At 61.4% G+C, this 12,308-nt stretch carries 15 protein-coding genes and 1 tRNA gene; 2 read left to right on the top strand and 14 right to left on the bottom strand.

The genetic code is table 11. The features are described from left to right. Positions 1 to 32 precede the first annotated feature (32 nt). The 10 genes from rplL to HEP69_RS08505 all read right to left on the bottom strand — a co-directional run bounded on the left by rplL (position 33) and on the right by HEP69_RS08505 (position 7,458). Positions 33 to 410 carry a 50S ribosomal protein L7/L12 gene (rplL, locus tag HEP69_RS08550; RefSeq protein WP_290558131.1) on the bottom strand — a complete coding sequence of 126 codons (378 nt, stop codon included), beginning with the start codon at positions 408 to 410 and terminating at the stop codon, positions 33 to 35. Between the two features lie 71 nt (positions 411 to 481). Then, positions 482 to 997: a 50S ribosomal protein L10 gene (gene rplJ, locus HEP69_RS08545; RefSeq protein WP_290558130.1), complete on the bottom strand. Its 516-nt coding sequence runs from the start codon at positions 995 to 997 to the stop codon at positions 482 to 484. A 304-nt stretch (positions 998 to 1,301) separates the two neighbouring features. Then, on the bottom strand, positions 1,302 to 1,751 hold the full coding sequence (locus HEP69_RS08540; RefSeq protein WP_290558129.1) for an adenylyltransferase/cytidyltransferase family protein: 450 nt from the start codon (positions 1,749 to 1,751) through the stop codon (positions 1,302 to 1,304). After that, positions 1,741 to 2,685, bottom strand: a complete 945-nt coding sequence (locus tag HEP69_RS08535) for a LicD family protein (protein ID WP_290558128.1) — start codon at positions 2,683 to 2,685, stop codon at positions 1,741 to 1,743. The genes HEP69_RS08540 and HEP69_RS08535 overlap by 11 nt, the downstream gene beginning before the upstream one ends. Positions 2,686 to 3,178: 493 nt before the next feature. Continuing rightward, positions 3,179 to 3,877, bottom strand: coding sequence for a 50S ribosomal protein L1 (rplA, locus tag HEP69_RS08530; protein WP_290558127.1), 699 nt, complete (start codon positions 3,875 to 3,877; stop codon positions 3,179 to 3,181). Position 3,878: 1 nt separating this feature from the next. Then, positions 3,879 to 4,304, bottom strand: coding sequence for a 50S ribosomal protein L11 (rplK, locus tag HEP69_RS08525; RefSeq protein WP_290558126.1), 426 nt, complete (start codon positions 4,302 to 4,304; stop codon positions 3,879 to 3,881). A gap of 160 nt (positions 4,305 to 4,464) precedes the next feature. Then, positions 4,465 to 5,676 carry a glycosyltransferase family 4 protein gene (locus tag HEP69_RS08520; RefSeq protein ID WP_290558125.1) on the bottom strand — a complete coding sequence of 404 codons (1,212 nt, stop codon included), beginning with the start codon at positions 5,674 to 5,676 and terminating at the stop codon, positions 4,465 to 4,467. A 39-nt stretch (positions 5,677 to 5,715) separates the two neighbouring features. Continuing rightward, positions 5,716 to 6,249 (bottom strand): transcription termination/antitermination protein NusG, encoded by a 534-nt coding sequence (gene nusG / locus HEP69_RS08515; protein WP_290558124.1) that lies wholly within the window; start codon positions 6,247 to 6,249, stop codon positions 5,716 to 5,718. A gap of 193 nt (positions 6,250 to 6,442) precedes the next feature. Further along, positions 6,443 to 6,640: a preprotein translocase subunit SecE gene (secE, locus tag HEP69_RS08510; RefSeq protein WP_290558123.1), complete on the bottom strand. Its 198-nt coding sequence runs from the start codon at positions 6,638 to 6,640 to the stop codon at positions 6,443 to 6,445. A gap of 71 nt (positions 6,641 to 6,711) precedes the next feature. Then, on the bottom strand, positions 6,712 to 7,458 hold the full coding sequence (locus HEP69_RS08505) for an AraC family transcriptional regulator (protein WP_290558122.1): 747 nt from the start codon (positions 7,456 to 7,458) through the stop codon (positions 6,712 to 6,714). Between the two features lie 90 nt (positions 7,459 to 7,548). Between HEP69_RS08505 and HEP69_RS08500 the strand changes: the two genes are divergently transcribed. Beyond that, the gene (locus HEP69_RS08500) at positions 7,549 to 8,100 is read left to right on the top strand and encodes a peroxiredoxin-like family protein (RefSeq protein WP_290558121.1); all 552 of its coding nucleotides are present in this window, start codon (positions 7,549 to 7,551) and stop codon (positions 8,098 to 8,100) included. A 98-nt stretch (positions 8,101 to 8,198) separates the two neighbouring features. On the opposite strand, the gene HEP69_RS08495 is transcribed toward HEP69_RS08500, so the two are convergent. The 3 genes from HEP69_RS08495 to HEP69_RS08485 all read right to left on the bottom strand — a co-directional run bounded on the left by HEP69_RS08495 (position 8,199) and on the right by HEP69_RS08485 (position 10,427). Beyond that, a tRNA-Trp gene (locus tag HEP69_RS08495) sits at positions 8,199 to 8,274 on the bottom strand. A 57-nt stretch (positions 8,275 to 8,331) separates the two neighbouring features. After that, positions 8,332 to 9,573 (bottom strand): CoA transferase, encoded by a 1,242-nt coding sequence (locus HEP69_RS08490; RefSeq protein WP_290558120.1) that lies wholly within the window; start codon positions 9,571 to 9,573, stop codon positions 8,332 to 8,334. Further along, positions 9,570 to 10,427: a MaoC family dehydratase N-terminal domain-containing protein gene (locus HEP69_RS08485; protein ID WP_290558119.1), complete on the bottom strand. Its 858-nt coding sequence runs from the start codon at positions 10,425 to 10,427 to the stop codon at positions 9,570 to 9,572. The genes HEP69_RS08490 and HEP69_RS08485 overlap by 4 nt, the downstream gene beginning before the upstream one ends. Positions 10,428 to 10,736: 309 nt before the next feature. On the opposite strand from HEP69_RS08485, the gene HEP69_RS08480 reads away from it, so the two are divergent. Continuing rightward, complete coding sequence (locus HEP69_RS08480) at positions 10,737 to 11,453, top strand: DUF374 domain-containing protein (RefSeq protein ID WP_290558118.1); 717 nt, start codon at positions 10,737 to 10,739, stop codon at positions 11,451 to 11,453. Here HEP69_RS08480 and HEP69_RS08475 read toward each other — a convergent pair. Continuing rightward, on the bottom strand, positions 11,450 to 12,103 hold the full coding sequence (locus tag HEP69_RS08475; RefSeq protein WP_366111312.1) for a CatB-related O-acetyltransferase: 654 nt from the start codon (positions 12,101 to 12,103) through the stop codon (positions 11,450 to 11,452). The genes HEP69_RS08480 and HEP69_RS08475 overlap by 4 nt on opposite strands. Between the last annotated feature and the right edge of the window lie 205 nt (positions 12,104 to 12,308).

The following is a 12,308-nucleotide window of genomic DNA, read 5'->3' as shown; positions in this document are numbered from 1 at the left end:
TCGAAAAATCGCACCCCCACCGGGCGTGTGGCTTAGGCCAGCTCGACCTCGGCGCCAGCTGCTTCCAGCTTGCCTTTGACGTCTTCGGCTTCTTCTTTCGAGACGCCTTCTTTGATTTTGCCGCCGGCTTCGACCAGGTCCTTGGCTTCTTTCAGGCCCAGACCGGTAATGCCGCGAACTTCCTTGATCACGTTGATCTTGGAGGCGCCTGCGTTCTTCAGAACGACGTCAAATTCGGTTTTCTCTTCCTCGGCTGCGGCGCCAGCGCCATCAGCAGGACCCGCCATCATGACAGCGCCGCCAGCGGCGGGCTCGATGCCGTATTCGTCCTTGAGGATTGTCTTCAGTTCTTGTGCTTCCAGCAGGGTCAGACCCACGATGTCTTCTGCCAGTTTCTTCAGATCAGCCATGTCTAGCTCTTTTCCGTTTCTCAAGATGTGTTCCAACGTCAGGTGTTCAACCCAACGCCGATCTACAGTGCTTACGCAGCCGCCCTGTCCTCGATCGTGGACAAGATGGACGCGATATTCGAAGCAGGTGCGCCAATGGCCCCGGCGATGTTGGATGCAGGTGCGCCAAGCATGCCAGCGATCGTGGAGATAAGCTCCTCGCGCGACGGCATTTTCGACACGGCCTCAACACCGGCCTGGTCCAGAACGTTTTCACCCATTGCCCCGCCAAGGATTTCGAACTTCTTGTTCTCCTTGGCGTAATCCTGAGCCACCTTCGCAGCGGCCACCGGATCTTCGGAATAGGTCAGAACGGTCATACCCGTCAGAAGATCGGCAATGCCTGCGCATGGGCGACCATCAAGGGCGATTTTGGCGAGCCTGTTCTTGGCGACACGTACAGACCCACCCGCCTCGCGTGCACGCGCGCGCAGGTCCTGCATCTCAGCAACTGTCAGACCGGCGTAGTGGCTAACCACAACGACGCCAGAGCTTTCAAAGATCTGGCCGAGTTCCTCGACCACTTTCTCTTTCTGGGCTCTATCCACAGTTTCACTCCAATTGTGAGGGTCTCCCCCCGGCTCAGATTTGCCGACACAAATGGCCGACGATCATGTCCTTGCTACGGGGCGATGCCAAAACCGCCCGTGGTCGCAACCACGGCCAATCCGGTATTTCCCGTCTCAGGCAGGAGATTAAGGCAGTCAGACCACCACCCGCCATCTCGGACGAAAAGCGCAAAAAGCGCGCGACGAATCGCACGCTTTTCAAGCCAAGTGCTAACTAAGTCCTAAGCGCCCGGATGCCAAGGGCGAAATGACCGGGACGGCTCGGATTTCGCCTCTGTCGGCCCTATTCCGCCGCCGGCGGGCGCTGACGCATCGTCTGGATCAGCTCCTTGAGCTCGGTTGTAGAGACGTTCTGCGTGCGCGGCAGATAAAGCACATCGCACAGATCGCGCAGATCGTCGAACCGGCCCGCCCAATCATCGCCCATCGCAAAAAGGTTCACCTTGTGATCCACGATGTCCTGCCTTTTTTGCTCCCAACGCTCTTCGGGGATGACCAGGTCGACATGTTTGCATGCCTCCAGCACCTCGACCCGGTGCGCAAAGGGAATGGCGGTCTGCTTGCCCTTGAGGGCGTTGAACTCATCCGTGGAACAGGCCACGATCAACCTGTCACCCAACTCTGCCAGGCGACGCAGAAGCCGCACATGACCCACGTGAAAGAGATCAAAGGTCCCATAGGTCAGGATGGTGCGGCGGTCCTTGCCCGCAAGGGGGCGCGCTTCAGTCGTCATCGTGCATGTCAGCCCCGTCTGTTTCCAAGGCGGTCAAGAACGCGGCAAACCGCCGATTGGCGCGGGTCCAGGGAAACGCATAGCCGGGGTCCGGTTCGCGCCAACCCTTACCATAGTTCACCGCCAGCATCGCCTCCGCATCGGCCGGGATGGGCAAGTCTGTCACGTCGCAGGTGGCCAAAGGCAGCAGCGCGGTGTCCGGCAGGTCGCCACAGGTGTGCGGATAGACATACACTCTGCCCTGCTCAATCCACCCCGGAAAGAGGTCGATGTTGTAAACCCCGCCCGAGATCAGCTTGGCCGCCCCCGGATTGGGACCCTGCCGCACCGCCAAAAGCCCGGCCTGACCCAGCTTGATACGCGCCTCCTGCCAGGCGCGCGCGGCGCTCTCGGCGCCCTCGGCCTCCAGAATGACGGCAAGATCGACATCGTCGTCATGAGCAATAAAGCTCTTGTCCCGCACAACGCCCAGCAAGGTTCCCGAATTCAGGAACAGCGGGCCGATCACCGCGCTGACCTCACCCAGGACCTTGCGCACATCGGCCCAGATGCTGTCATGGTTCATCGACAAGAACGCCTGCGGGAAATAGAGCCCTTCCAGAGAATGGCCCCGCGTCTCGATCTCTCTCAACAGCGCCGCAAAGGTCTCAAACGCCGGAAGCCCGTTGGCTGCGACCTGCGCTTTATAAAGACGATAAAGCGATTTCTGCGCCCGGCGAGGCCGACCGCCTGCCCCGAGCTTGAGCAGGATATCGGCCTCCAGGAAATCTGCGGCCATCTGATCTTGGGGCACAGGGGCCAGCGAAACCAGCTCCTTGGTGTAGCGATCCCTGTCAAACTCCGGTCGCGGGTGAAACAGCTGCGCCAGTGCGATATCGCGGATTTCCATGACACGCAGCCGCCGCTGCCAGGGTCTTTGCATGGCCTGGTTCATCCGCACATCCGCAACGCGCCGGGGGTCTCGGCCAGCGACGTCGGCTTGGCTCTCGTGCGGCCCCTTTGGACCGTGTTTGAACGCATGGCCCAAACCTCCCGCGAAAGCGCCTGCCCGGCTTTTGCCGTCACCGGACTGTAAGTGATAGGCGGGGCTGTCATCGTTCGGGACATGCGGATACACCTCAGGCTAGGCATCGGATCTCAACCTGTCAGCGCCAACATCGTTCGTCATACGAAGAAAACCGACCCGCGGCCCACGTGGCCTGAGCGCCGGGTCCATGGCCGCCACGTTGTTCCGAGGCGGAGCCTGTTCCGTCTCTGTCGCCTGCTGCATCTGTCCGCCTCGTTTTTTTCGGTAGTTTAAACTGCGGCGGGCCGAAAATGCACGAGAATTATCAGGTCGGCCCGCCCGGTGAGGCGAGGTCAAACGAAATGCGCCGATCAGGGATGACCGGCGCATTTCGTGTTTTCATCAATGTCAGCGGAATGGATTATTCGGAAACCGCGTTGTCCACATCCACGGTTACACCCGGACCCATGGTCGAGCTGATCGCGATCCGCTTCATATAGGTGCCTTTGGCGCCCGACGGCTTGGCCTTGGACACCGCACCGACAAAGGCGCGGATATTCTCGACCAGCTGCGCCTCGTCGAACGAGACTTTGCCCACACCGGCGTGTACAACGCCGGCTTTCTCGGCCTTGAACTGAACCTCGCCGCCTTTGGCAGCTTTGACGGCATCGGCGACATCCATGGTCACGGTGCCCACCTTGGGGTTCGGCATCAGGTTACGCGGGCCCAGAACCTTGCCCAGACGGCCGACGATCGGCATCATGTCCGGCGTGGCAATGCAGCGATCGAACTCGATCTTGCCGCTCTGCACCGTTTCCATCAAGTCCTCGGCTCCGACGATATCGGCACCTGCGGCAGTTGCCTCGTCAGCCTTGGGGCCACGGGCGAACACAGCCACGCGCACGGTCTTGCCTGTGCCGTTGGGCAGGCCCACGACACCGCGCACCATTTGGTCGGCATGGCGCGGATCGACGCCCAGGTTCAGCGCCACTTCGACCGTTTCGTCGAATTTGGCATTGGCGTTGCCCTTGACCAGTGCCACGGCCTCTTCCACGGTGACGTCCGTCTTGCCCTCAAAGGCGGCGCGGGCGGCGCGGGTACGTTTTCCAAGCTTTGCCATCTTACTTCACCTCGATGCCCATGGACCGGGCCGAGCCCAGGATGATCTGCATTGCGCCGTCGATATCGTTGGCGTTGAGATCCTTCATCTTCGCTTCGGCAATTTCACGCACCTGCTTGGTGGTGACGCTGCCCACGGTTTCACGCGACGGGTTGTTGGCACCCGATTTCACCTTGGCGGCCTTCTTCAGATAATAGGACGCGGGCGGCGTCTTGATATCCATCGTAAAGGACTTGTCCTGATAATAGGTGATCACGGTCGGGCACGGTGCGCCGGGCTCCATATCTGCCGTCTTGGCGTTGAACGCCTTGCAGAATTCCATGATGTTGATGCCGCGCTGACCCAGCGCCGGACCCACCGGCGGAGAGGGGTTTGCCTGCCCGGCAGGGACTTGCAGCTTCATGCTGCCAACGAGTTTCTTGGCCATGGGCCATCTCCTTTCACAACGCCGTCCTGACGCGTCAGAACGACTTTCGATTGTTGCCGTGGTCCGGTTGCCGCGCGCGTGCGGCGCACCTCCCACGTTTCAGCCGCGATTCCTGCATCACTGGCCAAGACCCGCGCGATAAACACAACGCGTCCGAAGGTCAAGCGTTGCGCGACCCCACCGCTGGCGGCATCAGATCGGAATAGGGCGCGGTCCAGCTTGCCGCCACATCGTCCCAGCCAAAGCGCGCAACAGCCTTGTCGCGTGCCCGTGTTGCCATTGCGTTGGCCAGTTCAGCATCGCCCGCAAGCTGGGACATGGCAGCCGCCATATCCGATATCAGTTGATCTTCGCTCCCGGGATCCAGCATGATTGCGGTATCGAGATCGCCCAGCGCGGCTTGCCCGCCCCAATTCAACGCGATCACTGGCAACCCTACAGCCATCGCTTCTTGCATGGCGATGCCATTGGCCTCGGCCAGGGAGGGAAAAACCAGCGCCCGATGGCTCTGGCACAGATCCAGAATACGCTGATGGTCGACATAGCCCTCGAAGGCAACGCGATCTGACAGGTTCAGGTCGCGTGCCAGGGCCCGGAGCGGTGCCATCTCGGGCCCGTCGCCCAGCACCGTCAGGGTCGCATCGTCATCGGTCACGGCCAACGCCCGCAGAACCAGGTCGATCGCCTTGTACTCCACCAATCGCGCCATGCACAGAAACGCCGCGTTCCGACCCATATGAGGCACCGGCACCTGACTGATCAACGAGCCATTGACCCCGGAATCGAGCACATCGAGGATCTTATCAGGCGCCACTCCGGCCCATCCCAGCGAAACGCGGGTGCGTGTCCCGCCTGAATTCAACACCCGACCCGCCTTGCGCTTGTCCCCCAGCATCGCCCCCAGAACCACCTGCACCGGGCGCTGCGCGCGGCCCATCAACCGGCGTTTGAAGGACACACGGGATAGAAAGCCGGGCGGGTGAACGATGTTCCCATTCAGCGGTCCGATGACCGTGCGATATCCACGCGGTGGAAAGCGCGGCTCTACCGGAGAGATCGGACAGAGGTAGTGCAGCACCGTGTCAGCAGGATCAAAGCGCCGCACCAGCCGCGCGACCTCAAGGTGGAAATACGGCAAAAGCCCTGCCGACAGCACGCGGCTGCGCCACATCAGTCGCTGGGCGGCGGTATCTTCGACAAAGAGCAGCCGTTCCCCGCCAAAGGCCGCAACCAGTTCATCGCGGTTGCGCGCATGTGTGACAAGCCAGACATCGGCGCCTTGCGCGCGCAGCCAGTCAAAGAACTGAAAAGCCTTGATGGCCTCGCCACCCATACGGGTTCCGGCGTTAGAGGAGATAACGACAATCGGCATTGCGCTCCTCCTCTCGGGGGATGTTCGTCCCTTGCGATCTCAGCCTTGCTTGGTCACCTGAGTGAATTCCAGTTCCACCGGCGTTTCGCGGCCAAAGATCGACACGGTCACTTTCAGACGCTGATTGTCGTCGTCGACCTCTTCGACCATACCGTCGAAATCTTCGAACGGGCCGTCGTTGACCTTGACCTTCTCGCCCACCTCGAAATGGATCAGCGTGCGCGGCGCATCTTCGCCTTCCTGCACGCGGTTCAGGATCTGGTTGACCTCGGCATCGCGCATCGGCATCGGACGGCCCTGAGGGCCCAGAAATCCGGTCACGCGGTTGATCGAGTTGATCAGGTGATAGCCCTCGTCGGACATTTCCATATGGACCAGGACGTATCCAGGCATAAAGCGGCGCTCGGTCGTGACTTTCTTGCCGCGACGCACTTCGATGACCTCTTCGGTGGGCACCAGAACCTCGTCAATCTGATCCTCAATACCCTGTTCTGCAACCGATGTCCGAATCTGCTCAGCGATCTTTTTCTCGAAATTCGACAGAACGCTGACCGAATACCACCGTTTCGCCATATCTCACGCCGTCCTTCATTCTGACCGGTGCCGCGAAATGCGGGCCGGAGTGTCTGAGTGTTCGGGGTCTGAAACCCGCGCGCTGCCCAGAAAAAATCGGCGCGCAACTCGAATCGCCGCACGCCATTTTCGGGAATAGTGGCGATCTAACCGCCCCGGTGCGATTGATCAAGGCCGAAAACCCGGGTGAGGGTCAGCCGAAGAAGCCCAGAACGCCTTGAATACCGCTTCGGATCAACAGATCGACCAACGCAAAAAAGATCGCCGTCAGCGCCGCCATGATGAACACCATCACCGTGGTCAGCAACACCTCGCGGCGGGTCGGCCAGACGACCTTGGAGACCTCGGCACGGACCTGCTGGATAAACTGAACGGGGTTGGTTTTTGCCATGAACGTGATCCTTGGGGCTTACATGCCCATGCGGGTTTCTGGCCGCGACATAGCCGCTTGATCGCACGAATTCAAGAGAGAGAGACCGGCCCCTGCCGCAGTGTGATCGGTGCCTGACCTGTCTCACGCCTGAACATATGCGTCAACGCCTCTCCCGAGCCATAGCCATAGCGTCGCGCGACCGTGTCGATCCGGTCTCCGCGGGCCACGTCCTGGCTGGCCAGAGCCAGCCGCCAACCACGCAGATAGGCCTGTGGAGAGGTGCCCACAGCCTCCCGGAACCGCGCGAGGAAGCGGCTGCGCGACATGCCCGCTTCATGGGCCAGATCATCATTGCTCCAGGCCTCTCCCGGCCGGTCATGCATGACCACAAACGCGCGGGCCAGACGCGGATCGGCAAGACCACCCAGCATTCCGCGGGGGACATCGCCCCGCTCAAGCCGGGCCCGAAGCAACCGTACGATCAGCACCTCGGCCAGCCGAGCCAGAACCGATGGGCCACCGCAGCGCCGCGCGCTCACCTCGGCCTCCATCAGGCCGAGAACGGCGGCCAGTTCCTTGTCATCGGCCACCGGGTGTACCAGCAGCTCCGGCAGGGCGACCGCCAGGGGCGCGTCCGGCCCACCGAACTCCACATGTGCCTGAAAACTGACAGGACCCGCTATATCTTCCGGCAAACCCTGCACCTTGGGCCGCAGCCAGATGGCGCGCCCGTCCGGGCCGTCCACGACAAAGAGGTTTGCGGCCTGCTGGTCCACCACCTCCACGCCCAAGGCAAAGCGGGACATCAAAGCCGAAAGGCGATCAAAGCTGGCCATAATTCGATCCTTCCGATCAGATTTCTGACGCTTTCCTCATCGAGGTTATCCCTATATCCGGGCTAGTGCAACCAACCAAGGACATCTCCCATGCTGACTCCACGCCAAAAGACACCCGATCTGACCCTGCCGCTTGTCGGTGGCGGTACTTTTGATCTGAGCCGCGAAGCGAACGAGCGGGGCACGCTGGTAGTGGTCTATCGCGGGCTGCACTGCCCGATCTGCGTTAAATATCTCAAGGAGCTCGAAGCCCAGGTCGACGCCTTTACCGAACGCGGCGTCGGTGTCATCGCACTCAGCAGTGACCCACAGAACCGCGCCGAAAAGATGGCCGAGCAGGTCGGGGCGCAAAAGCTGCGTTTTGCCTATGATCTGGGTCTGCAAAAGGCGCGCGACTGGGGCCTCTACATCTCCACCAGCAATGGCGTGACTTCTGCCGGGATCGAAGAGCCCGCGCTTTTTGCCGAACCCGGTCTTTTCATGGTGACGCCGCAGCAGACGCTTTACTTCGCCTCTGTGCAGACCATGCCCTTTACCCGTCCACCTCTGGCGGAACTTCTGGGCGCGCTCGATTTCGTGATCGCCAAGAATTACCCTGCACGCGGTGAATATACCGGCGCCTTGCCCGCAGCAGCCGAGTAGGCCCGCCCCCCCAACCCAGGGGCCCCAACGCACGCAGTGCGGAAAAAGGAATGCGGGCCCGCAGGGCACGCTCGATCGGATCACGTCAGGCTGGAGAATGGCAGGGGCAGCAGGGTTCGAACCCGCGACCTACGGTTTTGGAGACCGTCGCTCTACCAGCTGAGCTATACCCCTAAATCCAAATGCTGATTAAGCGCCGCGCAGCCGCATTGCAAGGGGTATTCGCCCCTCCTACGCCGCGGAGCGCGAAGCAGAGTAGGAGGGGCTTTGCACAATCCCTTGATCAAAGAGCTGCGCAATCTCACCATCGCCGAGACGGGCCACATCGCCCAATATCTCTTCGGTATGGGCCCCCAGACTGGGAGCGGGCTCCGGTGCAGTGCGGGGATGGGCCGAGAAACTGGTGGGCAGGCCCGGCACCGGAAACGCGCCCAATCCGGGTTGGGACACGGTCTTGAAGATCGGATTTTCCGGCGACAGATCCGGATCTTCCTGCACGGCCTCGCGCGTGGTGCGAAACTCTGACCAAGTCAGACCGGATGCATTGAAGTCACTGGCAAATTCCGACACCTGCCGGGCAGCGAACCAAGGCGCCAGGATCTCGGTGATCTGATGACGCAGGTGCCAGCGCTCCGCCTCCTGGGTCAGATCGGCGCCGGTTCTGCGGGCCAGCGCCCGCATCGCGTCGCCGGTCCCCGTGGCTTTGACCAGCCCGGCCCATTGCCGCCCGGTCAGCCCGATCACCATAACCCGGCGGCCATCGGCACAGACAAAATCCTGACCATAAGCGCCATATAGCGCGTTGCCCGCCTTGCCGCGGTCCTTGCGGTTGACCACCGCATCGCCGATCAGTCCAAGATGCCCGATCGTCGCTGCCGCCACATCCTTGAGCGCCAGTTCCACATCCTGACCCTGTCCTGTCTTCAGCCGATGCCGTTCGGCGGCCAAGAGGGAGGACACCACCAGATTGCCCGCGACCAGATCCCAGGTCGGCACGGCGCTTGCCACTGGGTCCTCATGGCCTTCGGGCCCCGTGATATCGGGAATGCCCAGTGCGGGGTTAACGGTGTAATCGACCTGGGGGCGACCGTGCCTGTCCCCAATCAGCGTCACCATGATCAGATCGTCGCGAAACTGGCGCAGGGTCGGATAATCCATCCAACCGCGCACCCGCAAGTTGGTCAGAAAAAGGCCCGCATCCTCGCCCGGTGCCGTAATGATCTGGGTGATCAGCTCGCGTCCCCGCTCGGATTTCATATCCACCGCGATCGAGCGCTTTCCCTTGTTCAGGCCCGCCCAGAAAAGGCTCTGCCCACTGGGTGCTACCGGCCAGCGTTTGGCGTCGAGCCCGCCGCCAATCCGGTCGAAACGGATCACGTCCGCTCCCATCTGGGCAAGCGTCATACCCGCCAAAGGCACCGCGACGAAGGCCGAACCTTCGACGATCCGCATTCCGTTGAGTATCCCGGTCATGTCTCATCCTCCCAGATGGCTGTTGCCTGAAGTCCTTGATAGGTCACGTCGCGGTCACGCACCGCCGTGCAGAGTGACAAAGCCCCTGTTCCCGTCTCGGCGCCCAGCACCCGCATCGGCTGCCCCGCAAAGACCGGATGCACACCGCGAAATGTGAACCGATTGGGCGGGCGGCGGCCATATCGTGTGGCGGCATCCATCAGCAACGTGGCCTGCAACGGACCATGCACGACCAGGCCAGGATAATGTTCCTGGCTCTGCGCATAGGGAAGGTCATAGTGAATGCGATGGGCGTTGAAGGTCAGCGCCGAATACCGAAAAAGCAGCGTCGGACCGGTCTCATGGGCCTCGTCCAGGCAAACGGCTTCAGGGACCGGTTGCTTGCGCGGCGGGGTATAGCTCTCGGGGATCGGCAGATAGACAATGTCCTGGCGTTCTGAAATCGCCAGACCGGCCTGGCCGGATATCTCGTGATCAACGGTGACAAAGACCATCTGTCCCGTCACCCCCTCTTTCTCGGCAACCCGCACGATGGTCGATTTGCGCATCAGCGGCTCATCGACATGCAGGGGTTGATGAAACTGCAGCGCGCCGCCCGCCCACATGCGGCGTTCCAGCCGAACCGGGGGCAGAAATCCGCCCAGGGGCGGATGACCGTCACTGTTCAGTTCCAGCGTCGGTGTCGCGGGTAAGAAGGCAAACCAATGCCACAAATGCGGCATCACGGACCCAGGCGAAACCGCATTATCCGGACCGCCGAAAGTGGCCCGCGCCATGTCGGCCATTTGAGCGCTCAGCGCGCCGCTGCGCGTCTCTGTCCGATTCTCCCAGGCTGTGACATTGATTTGGTCCATCTGCCCTCGCGCTGTGTCTATTTGTCAGGTAATCGCCCAAAGGTTACAGGATATCTGAAAAAATCAATCATTTTTAATGACTTAGGGGAATACCATCGTATACCAAGCACACATGCTGCACCTGCAAAGCACGGCAGAGCCGTGTCAGGCCAACGGTTTGCGGCGTGGTTTTTGCGAGCGCAGAAAAATCCTGAGTGTCCGATGTTTTTCGGCATGCCACTGTACACGTCTTGGTTGAGCGAGGGATCGTCCGATTGCACCGACCGGCTGGGCGGGTAAAAAGGGGTGATTCTGAAAACCGGACCCTGCATGCCCAGTCTGCGCAAACGCCTTGCCGATCATCCCGGTGTGAACCGCTGGGCCGAGGACCGTCTGGCGGATTACTTGCGCTATGCCTATCGGACGTCCACCTTCGAGCGTACCGGATTTGATCAGATGGATGCCTGCGTCGCACGCGGAGAGCCGGTGATCATGGCCCTCTGGCACCAGCGGCTGGTGATGGCAGGCTACATGTTTCCGCTGCACCTGGGTCCGATTTCCTCCCTGACCACCTCGGCCCGCGCGGGACGGCTGGCGGGAGAGGTTCTGAACCGGTTTGGCTATGACACCGTGCCGATGTCCAGCCACAAACGGCACGTGTCGCTGTCGCGCGAAGTGCTGCGCCGGATCAGAGGCGGCTCCTCGATCGGAATCGCCGCGGACGGGCCCGGCGGCCCCCCGCGCGTCTGTTCGGAGGTGCCGCTGATGTGGGCACGCGTTTCGGGCTGCCGGGTATTCGCTGTGGCCTTTTCCGCAAACAGAGCGATCAAGCTGCCAACTTGGGATCGCCTGATGTTGCCGACACCAAAATGCCGCGGCATTTTTACCTGCCGTGAATGGACCGGTACGGTACCCCGGAATGCTGATGAGGCCGGGATAGACCGGTTGCGGCTGGATCTTGAGGCGACGATAGACGCGGCCACGGATGAGGCGGACAGGGCCGTGGGCAGAACGCCCGACACCGCTCCTAAAGGGCTGCGCAGCTAGGGCGCGACCCGCTCGAGCGCTGCGATATCGGCACCGCAGATCTCAGCCTCATGGTCCAGAACCTGGTCGATGGGCCAGTCCCACCAGGCAATCGCATTCAGCCTCGCGATCACCGCGTCGTCGAACCGCATACGGACAACCCGGCCCGGATTGCCTGCGACGATGGCATAATCCGGCACCGTCCCGCCAACAACGGCGCCCGCGCCCACAATCACCCCATTTCCCAGCGTCGCACCCGGCAACAGCATAGCGTTCCGGCCCAGCCAGCAATCGTGCCCAACGCGGGTCGGAGAAGGTTTTCGGCCAGGCATGGAAGGGCGACCCGGATCCATACCGTCGAAAACCGCGAAAGGATAGGTGCTGAACCCGTCATAGCGGTGATTGGCACTGTCGGTGACAAAGCTGACGCCCATGGCAAGCGAACAAAACTTGCCGATCTCTATGCGCTGGTCACCATAAAGGTAAGGAAACAACCTGCGCCGCATCAAATCGGGCGGTGGCATCTCGTCATCGCTGTAATAGGTGTAGTCACCAACGCTCAGCCCGGGTTCATTGAGCACGGCATTCAGGAAGACAGTGCCGGGAAAAGCCTGACCATTGGGCAAGATCAGGGGGTGCGCCGTGTCAGGCGGAGGAAAAGAGCGGGTCATAGGCATGGTCTTTCTGGTCGCGAGTAACGAAGAGACGGGTGATCATGCGGTTCCGAGACTGGCGCTCTCACCAATCCCGCGCAGGCATAGCGAAGCAGCCCAAAAAAGGAAGAGCGGCGACCACCGCCGCCCTTCATCGAACCGTTTGTTGAGGGGCTGCGATTTTTCGGCGAAAAAGGCGACAACCGGGGGGGGGGGGGGGTTT

Source organism: Aestuariivita sp., from assembly GCF_021404545.1.
In the GTDB taxonomy this organism is placed as follows: Bacteria; Pseudomonadota; Alphaproteobacteria; order Rhodobacterales; family Rhodobacteraceae; genus Aestuariivita.
The sequence above is the reverse complement of the archived record's forward strand: the minus strand, read 5'-3'. Positions and strand labels throughout refer to the sequence as shown.